General features: G+C 71.7%; 18 protein-coding genes and 1 tRNA gene. 3 read left to right on the forward strand and 16 right to left on the reverse strand.

Translation table 11 applies throughout. From position 1 onward, the window contains the following. Nucleotides 1-45: 45 nt before the first annotated feature. The 13 genes from M4D54_RS01330 to lysA form a co-directional block, all read right to left on the reverse strand. A complete protein-coding gene (locus M4D54_RS01330) occupies nucleotides 46-510 on the reverse strand; it encodes a hypothetical protein (protein WP_193864800.1) in 465 nt (154 codons plus the stop codon). Then, nucleotides 494-1,618 (reverse strand): MraY family glycosyltransferase, encoded by a 1,125-nt coding sequence (locus M4D54_RS01335; protein ID WP_193864799.1) that lies wholly within the window; start codon nucleotides 1,616-1,618, stop codon nucleotides 494-496. Before M4D54_RS01335 ends, M4D54_RS01330 begins: the two co-directional genes overlap by 17 nt. Then, entirely contained in the window at nucleotides 1,615-2,595 is a 981-nt protein-coding gene (locus tag M4D54_RS01340; protein WP_193864798.1) for an L-threonylcarbamoyladenylate synthase, read from the reverse strand. The genes M4D54_RS01335 and M4D54_RS01340 overlap by 4 nt, the downstream gene beginning before the upstream one ends. A 12-nt stretch (nucleotides 2,596-2,607) precedes the next feature. Continuing rightward, entirely contained in the window at nucleotides 2,608-3,573 is a 966-nt protein-coding gene (gene prmC, locus M4D54_RS01345) for a peptide chain release factor N(5)-glutamine methyltransferase (protein WP_193864797.1), read from the reverse strand. Continuing rightward, nucleotides 3,570-4,688 carry a peptide chain release factor 1 gene (gene prfA / locus M4D54_RS01350; RefSeq protein WP_193864796.1) on the reverse strand — a complete coding sequence of 373 codons (1,119 nt, stop codon included), beginning with the start codon at nucleotides 4,686-4,688 and terminating at the stop codon, nucleotides 3,570-3,572. The genes prmC and prfA overlap by 4 nt, the downstream gene beginning before the upstream one ends. Before the next feature lie 97 nt (nucleotides 4,689-4,785). Then, on the reverse strand, nucleotides 4,786-4,998 hold the full coding sequence (gene rpmE / locus M4D54_RS01355) for a 50S ribosomal protein L31 (RefSeq protein WP_193864795.1): 213 nt from the start codon (nucleotides 4,996-4,998) through the stop codon (nucleotides 4,786-4,788). Nucleotides 4,999-5,140: 142 nt separating this feature from the next. Next, nucleotides 5,141-6,181, reverse strand: a complete 1,041-nt coding sequence (locus M4D54_RS01360; RefSeq protein ID WP_228018487.1) for a LacI family DNA-binding transcriptional regulator — start codon at nucleotides 6,179-6,181, stop codon at nucleotides 5,141-5,143. Continuing rightward, the gene (locus tag M4D54_RS01365; RefSeq protein ID WP_193864794.1) at nucleotides 6,151-6,306 is read right to left on the reverse strand and encodes a hypothetical protein; all 156 of its coding nucleotides are present in this window, start codon (nucleotides 6,304-6,306) and stop codon (nucleotides 6,151-6,153) included. The genes M4D54_RS01360 and M4D54_RS01365 overlap by 31 nt, the downstream gene beginning before the upstream one ends. Nucleotides 6,307-6,458: 152 nt before the next feature. Beyond that, nucleotides 6,459-8,492, reverse strand: coding sequence for a transcription termination factor Rho (gene rho / locus M4D54_RS01370; protein ID WP_193864793.1), 2,034 nt, complete (start codon nucleotides 8,490-8,492; stop codon nucleotides 6,459-6,461). Nucleotides 8,493-8,804: 312 nt separating this feature from the next. Further along, nucleotides 8,805-9,722, reverse strand: a complete 918-nt coding sequence (gene thrB / locus M4D54_RS01375; RefSeq protein ID WP_193864792.1) for a homoserine kinase — start codon at nucleotides 9,720-9,722, stop codon at nucleotides 8,805-8,807. Then, complete coding sequence (gene thrC / locus M4D54_RS01380) at nucleotides 9,719-10,777, reverse strand: threonine synthase (protein ID WP_193864791.1); 1,059 nt, start codon at nucleotides 10,775-10,777, stop codon at nucleotides 9,719-9,721. Before thrC ends, thrB begins: the two co-directional genes overlap by 4 nt. 4 nt (nucleotides 10,778-10,781) lie before the next feature. Next, nucleotides 10,782-12,146, reverse strand: a complete 1,365-nt coding sequence (locus M4D54_RS01385) for a homoserine dehydrogenase (RefSeq protein ID WP_259889786.1) — start codon at nucleotides 12,144-12,146, stop codon at nucleotides 10,782-10,784. A 127-nt stretch (nucleotides 12,147-12,273) separates the two neighbouring features. Beyond that, nucleotides 12,274-13,689, reverse strand: coding sequence for a diaminopimelate decarboxylase (gene lysA, locus M4D54_RS01390; protein ID WP_193864789.1), 1,416 nt, complete (start codon nucleotides 13,687-13,689; stop codon nucleotides 12,274-12,276). Between the two features lie 203 nt (nucleotides 13,690-13,892). On the opposite strand from lysA, the gene M4D54_RS01395 reads away from it, so the two are divergent. Then, nucleotides 13,893-16,169, forward strand: a complete 2,277-nt coding sequence (locus M4D54_RS01395) for a bifunctional alpha,alpha-trehalose-phosphate synthase (UDP-forming)/trehalose-phosphatase (RefSeq protein WP_193864788.1) — start codon at nucleotides 13,893-13,895, stop codon at nucleotides 16,167-16,169. Nucleotides 16,170-16,363: 194 nt separating this feature from the next. On the opposite strand, the gene M4D54_RS01400 is transcribed toward M4D54_RS01395, so the two are convergent. From M4D54_RS01400 to M4D54_RS01410, 3 genes are all read right to left on the reverse strand, one after another. Further along, nucleotides 16,364-16,436, reverse strand: a tRNA-Arg gene (locus M4D54_RS01400). Between the two features lie 135 nt (nucleotides 16,437-16,571). Next, the gene (gene tsaD / locus M4D54_RS01405) at nucleotides 16,572-17,624 is read right to left on the reverse strand and encodes a tRNA (adenosine(37)-N6)-threonylcarbamoyltransferase complex transferase subunit TsaD (protein WP_193864787.1); all 1,053 of its coding nucleotides are present in this window, start codon (nucleotides 17,622-17,624) and stop codon (nucleotides 16,572-16,574) included. Continuing rightward, nucleotides 17,621-18,421, reverse strand: a complete 801-nt coding sequence (locus M4D54_RS01410; RefSeq protein ID WP_259889798.1) for a M23 family metallopeptidase — start codon at nucleotides 18,419-18,421, stop codon at nucleotides 17,621-17,623. Before M4D54_RS01410 ends, tsaD begins: the two co-directional genes overlap by 4 nt. Before the next feature lie 379 nt (nucleotides 18,422-18,800). Between M4D54_RS01410 and M4D54_RS01415 the strand changes: the two genes are divergently transcribed. Together M4D54_RS01415 and M4D54_RS01420 are read left to right on the forward strand one after the other, a co-directional pair. Continuing rightward, the gene (locus M4D54_RS01415) at nucleotides 18,801-19,577 is read left to right on the forward strand and encodes a response regulator transcription factor (protein ID WP_193864785.1); all 777 of its coding nucleotides are present in this window, start codon (nucleotides 18,801-18,803) and stop codon (nucleotides 19,575-19,577) included. After that, nucleotides 19,574-20,698: a cell wall metabolism sensor histidine kinase WalK gene (locus M4D54_RS01420; RefSeq protein ID WP_259889800.1), complete on the forward strand. Its 1,125-nt coding sequence runs from the start codon at nucleotides 19,574-19,576 to the stop codon at nucleotides 20,696-20,698. Before M4D54_RS01415 ends, M4D54_RS01420 begins: the two co-directional genes overlap by 4 nt. The last annotated feature ends 85 nt before the right edge of the window (nucleotides 20,699-20,783 follow it).

Consider the following 20,783-nt stretch of genomic DNA (forward strand, 5'->3'; position numbering starts at 1 on the left):
AGCCCGTGATCAGCGGTGGGACGCCTCTGGGAGCATAACAGAGCATCACTGCTCCTCGGCACGGACGTCGGTCCTTTGGGACGAGGTCACATCGAGGGGCTGGCGCACCTTGAGCAGAAGGATCATCTCGGCGGCGATCGCGCACAGCGCTCCCACCAGCAGTGCGATCCCGACCCAGGCGATGGAGACCTGTGCGGTGTCCCGCAGCAGGATCAGCACCACGATCACGATCACCATCTTCGCGCCCCAGGATGCGAGAACCGTCACGGCCATGGCGATCGCCCCCAGCTTCGGGGCGAGATAGGCCGTGACGACAGTGGGCACCACGACCACCAGCGTCAGCGCCGTGCCCACCAGGGCCCCCAGCACGGCGGGGGTGTCGAAGGCGACGGCGGCCACCGCGATCACCACGGCGTCGAGCGCGACGCCGACGGCCAGGGCGACCAGGGTTGCGCGCAGCATGCCGCGGTCACCGCGGGTGCGTACGGGCTGCTCAGGTGACGTGGACATCGTTCTCCTTCCGCCGGCGCGCACGGCGCCAGTCGAGGGGGTCGAAGGTGAGGACCACGGCGATCAGCACGCCCACGGCCCAGAACAGGAGGACGGACTGCGCATCCAGCACCAGCGGCAGCAGCATGCCGATGGAGATCACCACGGTCCACGTGTACATGATCAGCACGGCCGTGGTCTTGGAGTGCCCCAGGCTCAGCAGGCGGTGGTGCAGGTGCGCCTTGTCGGCATGGAACGGGGAGCGGCCCGAGCCGATGCGCCGCACCACGGCCAGCGCGAAGTCCAGGAAGGGAACCACCATCACCGCGATCGGCAGCAGGATCGGCAGGAACTGCCCGAACAGGTCGGCCCCGGTCAGTCGGGCGGGGTCCACCTGGCCGGTGACGGTGATCGTGCTCGCGGCCAGCAGCAGGCCCAGCAGCATCGAGCCGGAGTCCCCCATGAATATTCGTGCCCGCGCCATGTTGTGAGGCAGGAAGCCCAGGCACGCTCCGATCATGGTGGCCGTGATCAGGGCCGCGAGGGAGGAGTAGTCGGTGGTGGAGGCACTGCGCGTGAGCAGGTAGGCGTAGAGGAAGAACGCGGTGCCGCCGATCGCCATCACGCCCGCGGCGAGCCCGTCCAGGCCGTCCACGAAGTTCACGGCGTTCATGCTCACCACCACCACCAGCACGGTGAGGATCAGCGAGGTGCGTCCGGACAGCAGCGTGACCCCGCCGATCGGCAGCGAGACCAGCTGCACGCCCTGCCAGGCCAGCAGCAGCGCGGCGAGCACCTGCCCGGCGAGCTTGGTCACCCAGTCCAGATCCCACTTGTCGTCGGCTGCGCCGAGCAGGCACACCATGCCCGCGGCGGCCAGGATCCCCCAGGGCTGGGCGGAGTCCGCGTACAGCCCCTGCAGGAACGGGACGCGGCTGGCCAGCACCAGCGCGGCGGTGACGCCCGCGAACATGGCCAGGCCTCCCAGTCGTGGGGTCACGGCGTCATGGACGTCGCGCGCCCTCACCGCCGTCATCGCTCCTACCCGGCGGGCGAGCAGTCGTGCCGCCGGTGTGGTCAGGAAGGAGACGGCCGCGGCGACCAGGAGCAGGAAGAGGTAGATCCTCACCCGGGCGCGCTCTCCGTCCGCTCGCCGTCGGCGGTGTCCTCACCGGCGGAGGTATCCAGCGGGGTCTCGTTCCCGGCTGCGGACTCCGTCGCGGGCTGCTCGCCCGAGGAGATGTCCTCGATGTCGGGCTCGGAGGGGAGCGCGATCGCATCGGCCGCAGCTGCCGGGTCGGTCGTCCCGGCCGTGGGGACGGCCGGGTCGGAATCGTCCTGATCGGGCTGGGTGCGGATGTCGGTGTCGCTGTCGTCGGAGGAGTTCTCCACCGGGCCGGTCGCCCCCCCGGCGTCACTGTCGTCGACGTCCGCAGTGGCGTCGTCCTGGGCTGGCTCCGGCTCGGGGGCGGTGAAGATGTCGCCCAGGACCTCCACGATCTGCTCCCGGGACAGCGCGCCCTCGCGCACGATCTCGGGCGGCTCGACCGTGGTGTCGATGATGGTGGAGCTGGTGCCGATGCGCGCGGTGCCGCCGTCGAGGTACACCTCGACCGAGTCCCCGAGCTGGGTGGCGGCATCCAGCACGCTGAGGGCGGCGGGGCGGCCGTGCCGGTTGGCGCTGGAGACCGCGAGCGGTCCGGTGCGGCGCAGCAGCTCCAGCGCGACCTCGTCATCCGGCATGCGCAGGGCCACGGTGCCGCGGGTCTCGCCGAGGTCCCAGGTCAGGGAGGGCTGGGCGGTGAGGATCAGGGTGAGCGGGCCGGGCCAGAACTCCTCGGCCAAGCGCTCGGCGTACTCGGGGACGTCCACCGCCAGCGCCAGCAGCACCGACGGATCGCCCACCAGCACCGGGGGCGGGGTGTCGCGGCCGCGGCCCTTGGCCTCCAGCAGTGCGTCGACGGCGTCGGCGGAGAACGCATCGGCTCCGATGCCGTACACCGTGTCGGTGGGCAGGACGATCAAGCGGCCTTCGCGCACGGCGTCGACGGCGGTCTGCAGGGCGTCCTCGCGGGACTCGGGGTTCTGGGTGTCGTGCACGCTCACCGGGTCAGTCTCTCACTTCCGTGGTCCATCGGGCTCTGGCTGCGCCGCATCGCCCCCGGGCCGCGTCGCATCGACCGCCCGGCGCGCGACCAGGAACCGGTCGCGGCCGGTGAGGTCAGGCAGGGTGGCCACGTCCTCGAACCCGCCGATGCGTTCGGCGGCGGCGCGGGTGGCGGCTCCTTGGACGTCGGCGTGCTCCATGATCAGCAGTCCGCCGGGCCGCAGCAGCCTGTGGGCCCAGCTGATCACGGTGCGCGGCAGATTCAGGCCGTCCGCCCCTCCCCCGTACAGGGCGCGGGCGGGGTCGTACCGCTGCACCTCGATCTCCTGGGGAACGGCATCCGGCGGCACGTACGGAGGGTTGGAGACGACCGCATCCAGCTGCGGCGCATGGGCGAGGGAGCCGGGTGAGGTCAGGTCGGCGCGGCGCACCTCGATGCGCTCCTGCCAGGCGGCCGTGTTGCGCCGGGTGAGGGCCACGGCCTGCTGGTCGATGTCGACGGCGAGCACGCGCACTTCGGGCAGCTCGTCCAGCAGGGCAGCGGCCAGGGCCCCGCTGCCGGTGCACAGGTCCGCCATCTGCTGAAGGGGGCCGTGGTGGTGCTGCTGCAGCAGGTCCAGCACGAGCTCGGTCTCCGGGCGGGGGATGAACACCCCGGGCTCCGTGTTCAGGCGCAGGCGGCGGAAGGCTGCATGCCCTTCGATCAGCTGCAGCGGCTCACGGGCCTCGCGGCGCGCCACCAGGGCGTCCAGTCGGGGCTCGAAGTCGTCCGGGAGCGAGTCCAGCAGCACCAGGGGGCCATCGCTGCCCGTTGCCAGGGCGAGCAGGGCACGGGCGTCGGCGCTGGGCGAGGGGACGCCGGCTGCGCCCAGGCGGGCGGTGGTGCTCGCCAGGGCCTCGCGCAGCCGCGCGCGGGTGTCGGCGCTCGCGCGGGTGTCGGCGCTCGCGCGGGCGGTCTCGGCCGGCTCCGTGCTCACTGCGGCGTGCCCTGCTGGGCCTCGGCCAGGCGGGCCTCCCGCTCGGCGGCGCGGGCGGAGCCGATCAGCTCCTCGAGATCGCCGGAGAGCACCTGCTGGAGATTGCCGGCCTTGTACCCGGTGCGGTGATCGGCCACGCGCGACTCGGGGAAGTTGTAGGTGCGGATCCGCTCGGAGCGGTCCACGGTGCGCACCTGGGAACGGCGCGCGGAGGCGGCCTGGGCGTCCTGGGCGTCGCGGTGCTGGTCCAGCAGGCGCGTGCGCAGGATCCTCATCGCCTGCTCCCGGTTCTGCAGCTGGCTCTTCTCGTCCTGGCAGGAGACCACGATGCCGCTGGGTAGGTGGGTGATGCGCACGGCCGAATCGGTGGTGTTGACGCTCTGGCCTCCCGGCCCGGAGGAGCGGAACACGTCGATGCGCAGGTTGGCGGGGGCCAGCGCCTCGGCGAGCAGCTCGCTCTCGTCGGTCTCGTCCGCCTCCGGCAGCACCAGCACGCCCACGGCCGAGGTATGGATCCGCCCGGCGGACTCGGTGATGGGGACCCGCTGCACGCGGTGCACACCGGCTTCGTGCTTGAGATGAGCGTAGACACCGTCGGCGGGGGTCGTGGCGCCGCGTGAGGCGATCGAGACGGTGACGTCCCGCAGCCCGCCCAGCTCGGAGGGGGCGGAGCTGAGCACCTCGACACGCCAGCCGCGGTGCTCGGCGAAGGAGCGGTACATGCGCAGCATCTCCGCGGCGAAAAGGGCCGATTCCTCTCCCCCGGCACCCGCCTTGATCTCCAGGATCACGTCCCGCGCATCGTCGGGGTCGCGGGGCGCCAGCAGGTCCTCGAGATGCTCGCGCTCGGCGGCCAGGCGTGCGGCGATCTGCTCGGCCTCGGCCGCGAGCTCCGGATCCTCCGCGCCCAGCTCTCGGGCGGCGGCGAGGTCGTCCTCGCAGGCGCCGACGACGGCGGCCGCGCGCAGCACCGCTTCGACCTCCGCCCAGCGGCGGGCGACGCGGCGGGCCCGGGAGGCGTCATCGTGCAGGGTGGGATCGGCCATCTGGTCCTGCAGCTGCGCGTGCTCAGCGCGCAGCGGCGCGAGCCTGTCCGCTCCCGGGTCGGTGCTCAACTCTGCTCCCCCGTGACGTCCGACGGACACGGGTGCCCGTCACATACGACGACGCCGACGCGCACCGTGGGGAGCGCGCCGGCGTCTGCGAGAGGTCTCAGGCCTTCTTCTTGCCGTAGCGGGCCTGGAAGCGGGCGACGCGGCCGCCGGTGTCCAGGATCTTCTGCTTGCCGGTGTAGAACGGGTGGCACGCGGAGCAGACCTCGGTGTTGATCTTGCCGTCGGTCTTGGTGCTGCGGGTGGTGAACGTGTTGCCGCAGGTGCAGGTGACCTGGGTGGTGACGTACTCGGGGTGGATCTCGGCCTTCATCGCTTCTCTCCTTCTCGGGTCGCTGGGTCGGCGCCCGGCGGGCGCCGTGAACCAGAACCGACGCACCAGTGTGCCACGTCGAACGGGCATCCGACAGGTCACCGGGGTGCGGCGTTCGCCATATCGGGCACCGGCGGCGCGGTCATGCGGAGTCGCGCACCCGCAGGTGGAACGGCACCGTGCGGTGGGCCTGTTCACCGCGCAGCGGCACGCGGCCCTCGAGCATCCCGGCCACCAGGTCCACGGTCTGCTCGGCGATCTCGCCGATGTCGATCGCGAGGGTGGTCAGCTCCGGGGTGACGAGGGAGGACATCTCCAGGCCGTCCACGCCGACCAGCCGCACCCCGTCGGGCACCTGCACGCCCATCCCGCGCAGCGTGCGCAGCAGTCGCACGGCCAGTTCGTCGTTGAAGGCGATGAGCGCGTCGGCACCGTCGGCCAGGGCCGCTTCGAGCACCTCACGGTGCCCGTCCGTGGCGTGGACCGCGCGCACGGGGGTCGTGCCGTCGGTGCGGATCGCATCCAATGCCCGCACCAGGTCGTGCGCACGACTGCTGCGCTCCCGCGCACCGGCGGGCGCTGTGGCTGCGCGGGCGATGTCGAGATCGAGCACCAGTGGGCGGCGTGCCCCGACGGACTGCAGATGCACGGCCAGATCCTCCATCGCCTGCCGGGAGCCGAACTGCACCACGCCCGCAGTGGCCGACTGCTCCGCGGTGCCGTCCAGATGGACCACGGGCATGCCGATCGCACCGCGGATCCCCTCGGTGCGCACGCCGTAGCCGACGATCGCATCGACCCGTCGGGACAGCTCCGCAGCGGCGGCCTCCGGTTCGGGGGCGTTGTCCGTCTCCGCCAGCACCACGTTCCAGCCGTGGCGGGCGCTGCGGCGGACCACGGCGGCACCGAGCTCGGCGAAGAAGGAGTTGGACAGGTCCTTGATGAGCACCCCGAGGGTGGCGGGGCCCTGCTCTACCAGGCCGCGCCCGAAGCGCGAGGGGCGGTAGTTCAGCTCCTGTGCGGCGCGCAGCACCCGTTCCCGCGTGGCAGCGCTGATGCCGGGCATGTCGTTGACCGCGCGCGTGACTGTCTGCCGGGAGACCCCGGCCCGCTGGGCCACGTCGATGATGGTGGACCGGCGCACCGTCCCGCTCATCGCTGCTGCACCCGCAGGTCGAGCCATGCGATGTCACCGTCGGTGAGCTGCACCTCCAGGCCCTGGGAGTGCGGGAGCTGGCCAGCGAAGCGCAGGGCGATGGCTCCCGGACCGAGGACGGCCCATCGGGTGCGAGGGACGATGCTGCTCATGGGGACGGCCTTTCGTGAACGTTCCCGGACCCCGGCAGGCTACCGGCGCGCCCGGCCAGGAGCAATCACGGCACGCACGAAGCCGCCGGCACCGCCCCTGCGGGGCGACACCGGCGGCAGGCACTGCACGAGGACGCCGCAGCGCCCGCAGCTCAGTCTCCGGAGCGGGAGCCCACGCTCGGGGTGTTCTTCTGCACCGCCATCAGGAACTCGGAGTTGGACTGGGTCTTCTTCACGCGCTCCAGGAGCAGCTCGAGCGCCTGCTGCTGCTCGAGGGAGCCCAGCACCCGACGCAGCTTCCACATGATGGCCAGCTCCTCCTTGCCCATCAGCTCCTCCTCGCGGCGGGTGCTGGAGGCGTTGACGTCCACGGCCGGGAAGATCCGCTTGTCGGCGAGGTTGCGCGAGAGGCGCAGTTCCATGTTGCCGGTGCCCTTGAACTCCTCGAAGATCACCTCGTCCATCTTGGAGCCGGTCTCCACCAGCGCCGAGGCGAGAATGGTCAGCGAGCCGCCGTTCTCGATGTTGCGGGCGGCACCGAAGAACCTCTTGGGCGGGTACAGCGCGGAGGCGTCCACACCGCCGGAGAGGATGCGGCCCGAGGCAGGGGCGGCCAGGTTGTAGGCGCGGCCCAGACGGGTGATGGAATCCAGCAGCACCACCACGTCGCGGCCCATCTCCACCAGGCGCTTGGCGCGCTCGATGGCCAGCTCCGCCACGATGGTGTGATCCGAGGCGGGGCGGTCGAAGGTCGAGGCGATGACCTCTCCCTTGACCGTGCGCTGCATGTCGGTGACCTCCTCGGGACGCTCGTCCACGAGCACCACCATCAGGTGCACCTCAGGGTTGTTGGTGGTGATGGCGTTGGCGATCTGCTGCATGATGATCGTCTTGCCGGCCTTGGGCGGGGAGACGATGAGACCGCGCTGGCCCTTGCCGATCGGCGAGACCAGGTCGATCACGCGCGGCGAAATGATGTGGGAGGCCGTCTCCAGGCGCAGCCGCTCGTCCGGGTACAGCGGGGTGAGCTTGCCGAAGTCCACCCGAGCACGGGCCCGCTCCGGGGTCATACCGTTGATGGTGTCCACCTGGACCAGGGCGGCGTACTTACCCTGGTTCTGGTTCCCACGGCCGCGACGGTTGCGGCCACCGCCACCACCGTGGTGCTGCTGCTCGACGTGCTGCTCCTCGCCCTCGCGCGGGGCCTTGACCTGTCCGGTGAGCGCATCGCCCTTGCGCAGGCCGTACTTGCGCACCTGGTTCATGCTCACGTACACGTCGCTGGGACCGGGAAGGTACCCGGTGGTGCGCACGTAGGCGTTGTTGTCGCGGATGTCGAGGATGCCGGCGACGGTGACGAGCTCGTCGCCCTCGCGCACATCGTGGTCGTCCTGGGAGCGGCCCTGCTGGCCTCCCTGCTGGTTCGAGCCGCCGTCGTCCTGGCCGCGGCCGCGGCGCTTGCGGTCACGGGAGCGGTTGCGGCTGCGCGAACGGCCGCGGCGGTCGTCGTTGTCATCCCGGTTTTCCTGGGAGCGGCTGTCCTGGGCGCCGTTGTCCTCCCCGGAGCGATCGGGCAGCTCGATGTCCTCGATGCGGCGGGGCCGCTGCTGACCACGGCCATCGCGCTCGCTGCGGTCCTCGCGGTTCTCGCGGTCGCCGCGGTTCTCGCGATCGCCGCGGTGCTCGCGATTACCGCGGTCCGGTCGCTGCCGATCACCGTCCTCGCGCTGGGGGCCGTCCCCCTGCTGCCGGCGGTCCTCGCGGCGATCGCCGCGGGCGTTCCTCTCGCGGGTGGGCAGCTCGATCTCAAGTGCGGGATCCGCCGCGCGCTGGGGAGCGGCCTGCTCCCGAGCGGCCTGCTCCCGCGAGGGCTGGTCCTGGGCGGGCCCGTCCTGCGAACGCCGATCCTGCGAAGGCCGGTCCTGCGCGGACCCGCCGCTGCTGCTTTGCTGCGCATCACCGTCGCCGCGCTGCTGCGCATCACCGCCGCTGTGCTGCTGTGCATCGCCGGTGGAAGGCTGCCGGCCGGAGCCGGGGGCGCCGCCGCTGCGGATGGCCTCGATCAGCTCGCCCTTGCGCAGGCGGCGGACGTTCTTGATGCCGAGCGAGGAGGCGATGGCCTGCAGCTCGGGGAGTTTCTTCGCGGCGAGATCTGCGCTGCCGGTGGAGGGGGTGGTGTCGTTCACCCGGGTTCCTTCCTGTCGAACCGGGCTGGCCGGTCCAGGTGCTGGGTCAGGTGCTCACGGTCGCCCGCGGTGATGAGTCGTCACGGGCTGCGTGGCTCGTCCGAGCAGGGCGGGGTGCGGGGAGGCACCGGCATTGCGCCTGCCGGGATGCTTCGGGATGCGTCGCGCCGGGTGGCCGAGCCCGCTCGCCACCGCGGTGCGGAGGAGTGGGTCGCCCGGAACCGATGGCGGGGGGTCGTCGCCTGAGGGGCACCGGCGGTCATGCCGCACACGGTGGCTCCCACACGGAGTCGACACCGCCTGGACGCGGGCTCAACCTACCACAGCACGGCTGGGGTGTCGGCGCAGGGGCACCTGAGCCAGTCGCCACGCCGAGGGATCGTCGACGATGCGGCGCACCAGCCCCGCCACCCGCGCGCGGTCACCGGCCAGCACCAGCACGGCCGGGCCCGCCCCGGAGATCACCGCGGGCACTCCCTCCTGGCGCAGCACCCGCATCAGCTCCACGCTCTGGGACATGCCGGGGGCCCTGTGCTCCTGGTGGAGGCGGTCCTCCGTGGCCTCCAGCAGCAGGTCGCTGTCCCCCGTGGAAAGAGCATGGGTGAGCAACGCGGTGCGGGAGGCGTTGTGCACGGCATCGCCGTACGGCACCGTCTCGGGCAGCAGAGAGCGCGCCACGTGGGTGGACAGGGTGGCGCGCGGCAGCAGCACCAGGGGCCGCAGCACGTCCTCGGCGACGGTCAGGGCGACGGCGCGGGCGTGACCGCCTCGCATCCACGAGAGCACGACGCCCCCCATCAGTGCGGGGGCCGCATTGTCCGGATGCCCCTCGAACTCGCAGGCCAGCTGCAGCACGGTCCGGTCGTCCAGCGCCTCCGGCTCGCCCACCAGTGCCCGGGCCAGCAGCAGGCCCGCCACCGTCGCGGCAGCGCTGGAGCCCATTCCCCGACCGTGGGGGATGCGGTTGGTGCAGTGCAGGCGCACCCCCACCTGCGGGGCGCCCGCCTCGTCGAGGCCCCGACGCAGGGCCCGCACCACCAGGTGCTCCTCCCCGGTGGGGACGGAGCCGGCTCCCTCCCCTCGGGCGGTGATCTCCACTCCGCCGGTGGTGGCCTCCAGCTCGAGGTCATCGCACAGGTCGACCGCCAGGCCCAGAGCATCGAAGCCGGGCCCCAGATTCGCGCTGGTGGCGGGGACCCTGACGGAGGCGCGCGTGTGCTGGATCCTCACAGGCCGATGGCCTCCACCACCGCCGCCAGATCCACGGGAAGCACCGTGGGCGTCAGGTCCCGGCGCGACAGCGCCGCCTCCACGTCCTTGAGCCCGTTGCCGGTGACGGTCACCGCGATCGTGGCCCCGGCGGGGACCAGTCCTCGCTCGGCCTGCTGCAGCAGACCCGCCACGCTCGCCGCGGAGGCGGGCTCGACGAAGATCCCGACGTCCTCGGCCAGGCGCTGCTGGGCATCGAGGATCTGCTCGTCGGTGACGGCGTCGATCAGCCCGCCGGAGTCGTCGCGGGCGGCCACGGCGAGGTTCCACGAGGCCGGGGCGCCGATGCGGATGGCGGTGGCCACGGTCTCCGGTGCGGTGATCGGGTGCCCGGCCACGAAGGGAGCGGCGCCGGCGGCCTGGAAGCCCCACATGGCCGGGGTGGCCTCGGTGATGCCGGCCTCGTGGTACTCACGGTAGCCCATCCAGTAGGCGGAGATGTTGCCGGCGTTGCCCACGGGGAGCACGTGGACGTCCGGTGCGCGGCCCAGGGCGTCGCACACCTCGAAGGCGGCGGTCTTCTGCCCCTGCAGGCGGAAGGGATTGACGGAGTTGACCAGCTCCACGGGGTGCTCGGCGTGCAGCTTGCGCGCGATCTCCAGGCAGTCGTCGAAGTTGCCGTCCACCTGCACCAGCTGAGCTCCGTGCACGACGGCCTGGGCCAGCTTCCCGGCGGCGATCTTGCCCTGCGGCAGCAGCACCACGCAGGTCATGCCGGCGCGCGCCGCATAGGCGGCCGCCGAGGCGCTGGTGTTGCCGGTGGAAGCGCACACCACGGTGGTGGCTCCGTCGTTGAGGGCGCGGGTCATCGCCGAGACCATCCCGCGGTCCTTGAACGAGCCGGTGGGGTTCTGGCCCTCGACCTTGATGTGCACCTCGGCGCCGACGGCCTCGGAGATCGCGGGCGCGGGCACCAGGGGGGTGCCGCCCTCGCCGAGGGTCAGCAGGGTGTCCTGCGCGGTGAACGGGAGGTGGTCGCGGTACTCGGCGAGGACGCCCTGCCACTGGTGTGCCATCGGGTCATTCTCCCTCGATGCGCAGCACGGAATCGACCCCCAGCACGGTGGAGGTGGAGGAGAACACGTCCAGCACGGCGGTCATCGACGATTCCAGGGCACGGTGGGTGGTGATGCCGATGTGGGCGCTGCCCTGTCCGCTCGCCGAGCCGTCCTCGTCCTCCTCGATCAGCTGCTGGTGGATGGTGGAGATGGAGATCCCGTGGCTGGACAGGGTCCCGGCGATCTCGGCCAGCACGCCGGGACGGTCCTGCACCCGCAGGGAGACGTAGAAGGCGCTGCGCAGCTGCTCCAACGGGATCTGCTCCAGGGCGGCGTAGTGCGACTCGCGCAGGCCCGCTCCCCCGCGCAGCCGCTGGCGGGCCGCGGAGACCACGTCGCCCAGCACGGCCGAGGCGGTGGGTGCGCCGCCGGCGCCCTGCCCGTAGAACATCAGGGATCCGGCCGCGTCGGCCTCGATGAACACGGCGTTGAACGCCTCGGAGACCGAGGCCAGGGGGTGCTCGGAGGAGATCAGCGCCGGGTACACGCGCGCGGAGATCCTCTCCCCGTCCTGCCCGGGGACGCGCTCCACGATCGACAGCAGCTTGATGGTGCGTCCCATGCGCTCCGCGGCGGCGATGTCCTGGGAGGACACGGAGGTGATGCCCTCGCAGTGCACATCGGCCAGGCTCACCCGGGAGTGGAAGGCCAGGGAGGCGAGGATGGCGGCTTTCGCGGCGGCGTCGTGGCCCTCCACGTCGGCCGTGGGATCGGCCTCCGCATAGCCGAGCTGCTGGGCGGTGGCCAGGGCGTCGTCGAAGCTCGCACCGGTGCGGGCCATCGCGTCCAGCACGTAGTTGGTGGTGCCGTTGACGATGCCCATCACCCGGTCGATGCGGTCACCGGCGAGGGACTCGCGCACGGGGCGCACCAGCGGGATGGCCCCGGCCACGGCGGCCTCGAAGGACAGGTCCACGCCGTGACGGTCGGCCGCCTCGTAGAGGGTGGCGCCGTCCTGGGCCAGCAGCGCCTTGTTGGCGGTGACCACGGCGGCGCCGTGCTCCATCGCCTGCAGGATCAGGGAGCGGGCCGGCTCGATCCCGCCCATCAGCTCGATCACCAGGTCCGCCTCCCGCACCAGGGCGGAGGGGTCATCGGTCAGCAGCGATGGATCGACGTGGGAGCCGCGGTCGCGCGCCATGTCGCGCACCGCGACCCCGATCACCTCGAGCCGACCGCCGATGCGGTGCGCGAGGTCGTCACCCTGCTCGGTGATCAGGCGCAGCACCTCGGTGCCGACGGTCCCGGCACCCAGCACCGCCACCTTCAGGGTGGGCAGGTCCTGGGCGGAGTTCTCGGGAGCGGGTGCAGGCTGGGTGTTCGTCATGGTGCGGCGGTCCTTCCATGCGGTCCGTCGGTGGGTTCCGGGCGGCATCGGCACTGTATCGGAGCACCGAGCGCCCCTGTGTCGTCGTATGAACGTATGGGTCAAAGAGTGCGGTGCAGCAGAGGCCTCAGCCGACGTCCAGGGCCATCAGGTCGTCCTCGGTCTCGCGCCGCAGGAGCGTGCGGATCTCGCCGTCGCGCACGGCGACCACTGCCGGCCGGGGCACGTGGTTGTAGTTGGAGGACAGCGAGTAGCAGTACGCGCCGGTGACCGGGACGGAGATCAGGTCGCCGCGACGCAGGTCCGCAGGCAGGTACTCGTCCTTGACCACGATGTCGCCGCTCTCGCAGTGCTTGCCGACCACGCGCGCCACGGTGGGCTCGGCGTCGGAGACACGGCCGGCCAGCAGCGCCGAGTAGTCCGCGTCGTACAGGGCGGTGCGCACGTTGTCGCTCATGCCGCCGTCCACCGAGACGTACACGCGATGGTGGGGGCCGCCCAGGTGCACGTCCTTGATGGTGCCGACCGTGTAGAGGGTCTGGGTGGAGGGCCCGGCGATGGCCCGTCCCGGCTCGAAGGCCAGGTGGGGCACTTCCAGTCCCAGGTCCCGGCATTCCATGGCCACGATCTGCGCGATCCCCTGCGCGAGCGCCTCCGGGGAGGACGGCGTGTGCTGGGTGTTGTACATGACGCCGAAGCCGCCGCCCAGGTCCAGGGAGTCGATGGTGTGCCCGAAGCGCTCTCGCACCTCCGCCACCAGGCGCAGCACCCGGCGGGCGGCGATCTCGAAGCCGCTCACGTCGAAGATCTGGGAGCCGATGTGGGAGTGCAGGCCCACCAGGTCCAGGGTGGCCGGCCGCTCGAGGACTCTGCGCACCGCCTCCAGGGCATCGCCCGTGGGCAGGGAGATCCCGAACTTCTGGTCCTCGTGGGCGGTGGCGATGAACTCGTGGGTGTGGGCCTCCACCCCGGTGGTGACGCGCAGCATCACCGGGGCCACCACGCCCAGCTGCTCGGCGATCTGCGAGACGCGCTCGATCTCCTCCAGGGAGTCGACCACCAGTCGGGCGATCCCGGCCTCGAGGCCGCGGCGGATCTCCGCATCGGACTTGCTGTTGCCGTGCATGGCGATGCGGTCGGCAGGGAATCCTGCCCGCAGCGCGACGGCGAGCTCGCCCCCGGTGCACACGTCCATCCCCAGGCCCTCCTGGTCCACCCAGCGGGCCACCTCGGTGCACAGGAACGCCTTGCCCGCGTAGAACACGTGCGCACCGCGATAGGGCTCGAAGGCGGCGGCGAAGGCGTCCCGGAAGCGTGCGGCGCGGGCGCGGAAGTCCAGCTCGTCCACCACCAGCACGGCGGTGCCCACCTCCTCGGCGATGCGGTGCACGCTCACCCCGCCCACCTCGAGGGCACCGTCGGCTCCCCGCACGGTGGTGCGCGACCACAGCCCGTCGAGCAGTGCGTTGACGTCGGCGGGATAGGGCAGCCAGGTGGGCGCGGCATCGTTGCCGTGGAGGGCTCCGGCCTCGTGGGCGCGCATGGCGGCTCCTTCGGGTGGGGAGACTGCAGGACAGGGCCCGGCAACAGGGCTGTGACGGGCCGAGGAGAACCCTAGACCGCTGCGCGGTCCGCGTGCTCGACCGTCCGTTCCGCGATCAGCAGGTCAGCGAGCCCACTTGATAGCGTGGCGCCGTCGAGCCGTACAGCGCTCCGGCCCATCCCCTGCGCCCACGAGGAGTAGCCGTGCCCACCACCGAGCCCCAGTCCGGATCCGGCCATGAACTGGTCGTCGTCGCGAACCGCCTGCCCGTGGACGCCCGCACCCTGCCCGACGGCGCCACGGAGTGGGTGACCAGCCCGGGCGGCCTGGTGACCGCGATGGAATCGGTGATGCGCACCGTGGACTCCGGTGCCTGGGTGGGGTGGGCCGGCAGCCCGGGCGAGGCCCCCGAGCCCTTCGAGGCCGACGGCATGCACCTGTACCCCGTGGCACTCGAGCAGGAGGACGTGGAGAAGTACTACGAGGGCTTCTCGAATGCGACCCTGTGGCCGCTCTACCACGACGTGATCGTGGATCCCGTGTTCCACCGCACCTGGTGGGACTCCTACGTCTCCACCAACCGCCGCTTCGCCCAGGCCGCCGCACCGGTGACGTCCCGCCGAGGGGTGGTGTGGGTGCACGACTACCAGCTGCAGCTGGTGCCGGAGATGATCCGCGCCGCCCGCCCCGATGTGCGCATCGGCTTCTTCAACCACATCCCCTTCCCCCCGGTGGAGCTGTTCTCCCAGCTGCCCAAGCGCAACCAGATCCTGCGCGGCCTGCTGGGCTCGGACGTGGTGGGCTTCCAGCGCGAGAGCGACTCGCTGAACTTCCTGGCCTCGGTGCGCAAGCTGCTGGGGTACCACGTGGAGGGGCACGTGATCACCGTGCCCGGCATCGGCTCGGCCCCGGCCCGGGAGGTGGTCGCCAAGACCTTCCCCATCTCGATCGACTCGGCGGCCGTCTCCGCACTGACGGAGGACCAGGACGTCATCGAGCGCACCGCGCAGCTGCGCCGGGACCTGGGGAACCCGAAGAAGATCGTGCTGGGCGTGGACCGCCTGGACTACACCAAGGGCATCCGGCACCGCCTGAAGGCCTGGCAGGAGCTGCTCAACGACGGCTCCGTGGACCCTCACGAGACCGTGATGATCCAGGTGGCCACACCGTCGCGTGAGCGGGTGGAGGCCTACCGCCAGCTGCGCGACGAGGTCGAGCTCACCGTGGGTCGCATCAACGGCGACTTCGCGCCGATCGGCCGGCCCGCCGTCTCCTACCAGCACCGCTCCTTCGACCGTCGCGACATGACCGCCCTGTTCATGGCCGCGGACGTGGTGCTGGTGACGGCGCTGCGGGACGGCATGAACCTGGTGGCCAAGGAGTACGTGGCCTCCCGCCCGGACCTGCGCGGCGTCCTGGTGCTGAGCGAGTTCGCCGGTGCGGCCGACGAGCTGCGTGCGGCCGTGCTGGTCAACCCCCACGACATCGACGAGCTCAAGGCCGCGACCCTGCGCGCCCTGGCGATGCCCGAGGAGGACCAGGAGGAGGCGATGCGCTCCCTGCGGCGCCAGGTGATGGACAACGACGTGCAGGCCTGGGCCCATTCCTTCCTCGACGAGCTCGAGCAGTCCGGCAAGCCGCAGGACGACGCCCCGGCCGTGATCCGGCTCAGCGGCGACGATCCCACCGATCCCGCCGAGCTCGACGAAGCCCTGGCGCAGTTCGCCCGGATCCCTCGGATCCTGGTGGCCTCGGACTTCGACGGGGTGATCGCACCGATCGTGGCCGACCGCGACGCGGTCCAGCCCGACCAGGCGGCGCTGGGGGCACTGCGCGACCTTTCCGAGCTGCCGGGCACCTCGGTGGCGCTGGTGTCGGGCCGTGCCCTGGGGGATCTGGACCACCACACCCGCATGCCCAGCACCGTGGTGCTGGTGGGGAGCCACGGCGCCGAGGTGGGTGCACTGCCCCCGTGGATGCACGCCGAGGTGCTGGACAACACCGCGCTGGCCATGACGCCGGAGAAGGAGCAGCTGCTGGCCTCGGTGACCCGCACCCTGCGGCGCATCGCCGCAGAGAACCCGGGGTCGGAGGTGGAGACGAAGCCGGCCGCGGCCGTGCTGCACACCCGCAACGCCCGCGGGCGCGGCTCCATCAACGCCACCGAGGCTGCTCTGGCCTATGCCCGCACCCTGCCGGACGTGGTGGTCACCCCGGGCAAGGAGGTGGTGGAGTTCTCGGTCATCCACACCTCCAAGGGCGTGGCGATGGATGCGCTGGCCCGCGCCAGCGCCGCCGATGCCTGGCTGTACGTGGGCGACGACGTCACCGACGAGTCGGTGTTCGCCCAGCTGGGCGACTCGGACCTGGCGATCAAGGTGGGCGGCGGGGAGACCGCCGCCTCCTTGCGCATCGATGATCCCCAGGCGGCCTCCGCACTCTTCGCCCGCTTGCTGGAGCTGCGCCGCGAGCAGGGCTGAGCCCGGGCCTGCAGGAGCCCGGGTTCCTGCCCCGGCGACGGGGCGGGGCCCAGCGCTCTTCGTGCGCGGCGATCTCTGCGAGCGTCGGTGCGCAGGAGCCCTCGGGTCGTGCCGCATCGCACCCAGTGTGAACCCACGCAGAAAAACCGAGTCGCGACATCGTCTCTCAACGATGTCGCGACTCGTAGCACGAGTGCCCGCGACAGGATTCGAACCTACGACCTTCTGCTCCGGAGGCAGACGCTCTATCCACTGAGCTACGCGGGCCCGGTCACGAACGGATCACGACCGACCACGGCAGTCTAGCAATGGGTGTGCCCCGGATGCCGTCTCCTGCGTGGGTGTGCTGCGCAGGTGAGGCGGAGGTCACGCAATGGGCGAGGGGCGGTGGGAGGACGGTGCTCAGGCCGGCAGCGGAAGCTGTGCCCCGTGCAGCACGGCGGAGGGATCCGCTGCGATGCCGAGGCCGCTGGGGTCGGCATCAGCGCGCACCAGAAGGTCACCGACCGCGGCGATCATCGCCCCATTGTCGGTGCACAGCCGCGGAGGCGGGATCCTCAGCTCGATGCCCTCGGCCTCGCACCGCTCGGCCGCGACGGCCCGCAGTCGCGCGTTGGCGGCGACCCCGCCGACGATCACCAGGGTGTCCAGACCGTGGTCCTTGACGGCCCGGACCGCCTTGGCGACCAGCACGTCCACCACGGCCTGCTCGAAGGAGGCGGCGATGTCCGCCACCGGCACCGGGTCTCCTGCGCGCTCGATGGTCTCAACGGTACGGGCCACCGCTGTCTTCAGCCCGGAGAAGGAGAAGGTGTAGGCCGGATCGCCGCTGCGCATCATCGCCCGCGGGAAGCGGAATGCGGCAGGATCCCCGTCGACGGCGGCCCGGGAGATCACCGGTCCGCCCGGATAGCCCAGTCCCAGCAGGCGCGCCACCTTGTCGAAGGCCTCCCCGGCGGCGTCGTCGAGGGTGTCGCCGAGGTGCTCGATCGGGTCCCGCACGAGGTCGCCGATGGCGAGGATGGAGGTGTGGCCGCCCGAGACGATCAGCACGATGCTGCGCTCCGGCAGCGGGCCGTGCTCGAGGGTGTCGGCGGCGGCGTGGCCGGCCAGGTGGTGCACCCCGAACAGCGGCACATCGAGGGCCCAGGCCACCGACTTGGCGGCCGCCAGGCCCACGTGCACAGCCGTGGCCAGTCCCGGCCCGGAGGTGGCGGCCACGTGGGTGATGTCGCCCAGCTCCACCCCTGCATCGTGCAGGGCGATCTGCAGGATGGGCACCGCGGCGTCGAGGTGCGCGCGGGCGGCGATCTCGGGGACCACTCCCCCGAACTCTGCGTGCTGGGAGGCGCTCGAGGCGAGGCCCTGGCCCAGCAGGGTGCCCTCGGAGACGATGCCGAACCCGGTCTCGTCGCAGGAGGACTCGACACCGAGGACGACGGGAGTGCGGGTCACCGCAGCAGCGACATCGGGTTGGAGTAGGTGCCGGCCTCGTCCATCTTGGCGAAGTGGAGGTGGCAGCCGGTGGAGCGACCGGTGGAGCCCACGTAGCCGATGACCTCGCCGGCCTCGACGGTGGCACCCACGGAGGTGCCGTAGCTCTGCAGGTGGTAGTAGCCGGTGATGACGCCGTTGCCGTGGTCCACCTTCACGCGCTTGCCGGAGGCGCCGTTGTACTCGACTGCGATGACGGTGCCGGACTGCGCGGAATGGACGGGGGTGCCGCAACTGGCACCGAAGTCGACGCCATCGTGCATCTTGCTGTATCCGAGCACGGGATGGGTGCGGTAGCCGTAGCCTGAGGTGATGGGGCCGCCCACGGGGCGTACGTAGCCGCCGGAGCTCTGGGGCAGGGCCTGGCCGGACTCGTCGACCGCGGCGGGCTCAGGCTCCGGCTCGGGCACGGTGACCTTGATGCCGGTGACCGCTTCGTTCTCCGCCAGGGTGGCCTCGTCCTCGACAGGGGCGGCCGGGTCGTCCGCGGAAGCGGTACTGCCCTCGGCGGGCGAGGTGCGCTCCTGAGCGCGGGTGGCGGTGGTCTCCTCGGTACGCACCTCGGCACCCTCGGCCGCGGGCAACGACGCCTCGGCGACGGGGAGGGCGACGGGCTGGACCGGTTCGACGGGCGCCTCGACGACGGGGGAAGCAGCGGGCTGATCGGCCGGGGCCGCCTCGGTGACGTCCGCGGCCGTTGCGGCCAGCGGGGCGGCGATGGTGGCGGTGGCGAGGGCGCCCAGGACGCCGGACTTCACGACACCGGCGCGGACAGCGGAATCGCGGTGCGTTCCACCGCCGGAGCGTGCGCACACCAGTGCTCGGCCATGGGCGCGATGGTTCGCCACTGCTTGCTACCTGCTTCCGGGATCGACGTCGGGTCCTGTCTGTCCGAGCGCGACGCTGGACATGGGAAGGACGCGTCGCCGAACAACCTCGTCAAGGCTACGGCCGGGCAGTCAGGACGTACGAGCAGGTCAACGCTCCCATTGCCAAATCTTTGCCCCGGGGGCCCGCGATGGGGGAACTCTTGACGTACCCCCTTGTCGGTTTGACAGGAACGCGGTTGTTCGTTCCGTGGTCGCGGGTGGCACGTCACATCCGACCGCCGTCCGGGACGCTCGCTACAGTGTCGCCATGTCGACGCCTGAGACCAGTCGCAGCAGCGCTCCCCCCGTACGAGTCGTGGTGATCGAGGACGAACCGACCATCACGCAGGCCATAGCGGATCGCCTCACCGCCGAGGGCTGGGACGTGAGCACGGCCCCGGACGGCCCCACGGGCGTGCGGACCGTCGCCGAGGTACGTCCGGACGTGGTCGTGCTGGACGTGATGCTGCCGGGTTACGACGGCCTGGAGGTGTGCCGCCGGATCCAGGCCGACGAACCCGTCCCGGTGCTGATGCTGACCGCCCGTGACGACGAGACCGACATGCTGGTGGGTCTCGGCGTGGGTGCCGACGACTACATGACCAAGCCCTTCTCCATGCGGGAGCTGGTGGCACGGCTCAAGGCGCTGCTGCGTCGGGTGCGGCGGGCCGCGGAACCGGATGCTGCCAGGGAGACCCAGACGATGCTCGAGCTGGACGACCTGGTGATCGACCGGGCCGGTCGGCGCGTCACCCGCGGCGGTGAACCCGCGCACCTGACGCCCACGGAGTTCGACCTGCTGCTGTGCCTGGCCTCGACCCCGGGCACCGTGCTCACTCGCGAGCAGCTGCTGGCCGACGTGTGGGACTGGGTGGACGCCACCGGCACCCGCACCGTGGACTCCCATGTCAAGGCGCTGCGTCGCAAGCTGGGGTCGGATCTGGTGCGCACCGTCCACGGCGTGGGGTACGCGCTCGAGTTGCCCGGTCCCGACAGCGAGGCCCCTGAGGCCGCCGAGGCGGATCGGGCGGCCGATCGGGCATGACCCCGAGGCGCGTGCCCGAGCGGCTCGACGTCCGCCCGCTGGACCGCTTCCGCTCCTTCAAGGTCAAGCTGGGCGTGCTGGTGGTGGCCGTGGTGAGTGTCTCCGCCCTGCTGACCTGGGTGAGCCTGAGTGCGGGCCTGGAGCCGATCCTGGCGATCCCGCTGGTGGTGCTGCTCGCGCTGGTGTTCACGCAGCTGCTGGCCCGTGGCATGACCTCGCCGCTGCGCGAGATGACACGGGCGGCACGCGCCATGGCCACCGGCGACTACACCCAGCGCGTCCGCGCCAGCAGTCGTGACGAGGTGGGGCAGCTGGCCGCGGCCTTCTCCACCATGGCCTCGGAGCTGGAGCAGACCGACCGGATGCGACGGGACCTGGTGGCCAACGTGTCCCACGAGCTGCGCACCCCCGTGGCCGGCCTGAGGGCCCAGCTCGAGAACATCGTCGACGGGGTCACCGAGCCCGATCCCGCCGCGCTGTCGGTCGCCCTCGCCGAGACCGAGCGCCTCTCCCAGCTGGTGGACCACCTGCTGGACCTCTCGCGCATCGATGCCGGTGCCACCGCGCTGCTGCACGAGCAGATCGAGCTGACGCCGTTCCTGCACGAGGTGGTGGACAGCGCTGCTCTCGCGCCCGGTGCTCAGGACGTGCGCTGGGTGATCGAGGTGGAGCCGGCCGGACTCACCGTCCATGCCGACGCCGCACGGCTCCACCAGACCATCGCGAACCTGCTGGACAACGCCACCCGGCATTCGCCACCGGGCGGTCGCATCCGCGTCAGTGCGGCTCGCGACGAGGCGGGCAGCGGTGTGCGGATCGACGTGCACGACGAGGGCCCGGGCATTGCACGGGAGGACCGCGACCGCGTGTTCGAGCGGTTCCAGCGCGGGGGCGCATCCGATACCTCCGGGGGCACCGGACTGGGCCTGGCGATCGCCCGCTGGGCGGTGGGGCTCCACGGCGGGCGCATCGAGGTGATCGACGATCCGCGGGACGAGCTGGCGGTGCACGGGCGCTCCTCCCTGATCCGCGTCACCCTGCCCGATGCAGGTGCTCCTGCGACTCCGGTCACCACCGCGCCAGGCCCTGCACCCACACCCCCGGCGGACCTGGGATACTGACGGTGCGACATCACCGATCCGCCGCCGCCGTGCGCCGAGGTCGTTCGCGCAGCAGCGGCTGGTTCCCCCAGGGGGCACCGCCTCC

The organism is Brachybacterium sp. p3-SID1565 (assembly GCF_025143785.1).
Taxonomy (GTDB): domain Bacteria; phylum Actinomycetota; class Actinomycetes; order Actinomycetales; family Dermabacteraceae; genus Brachybacterium; species Brachybacterium epidermidis.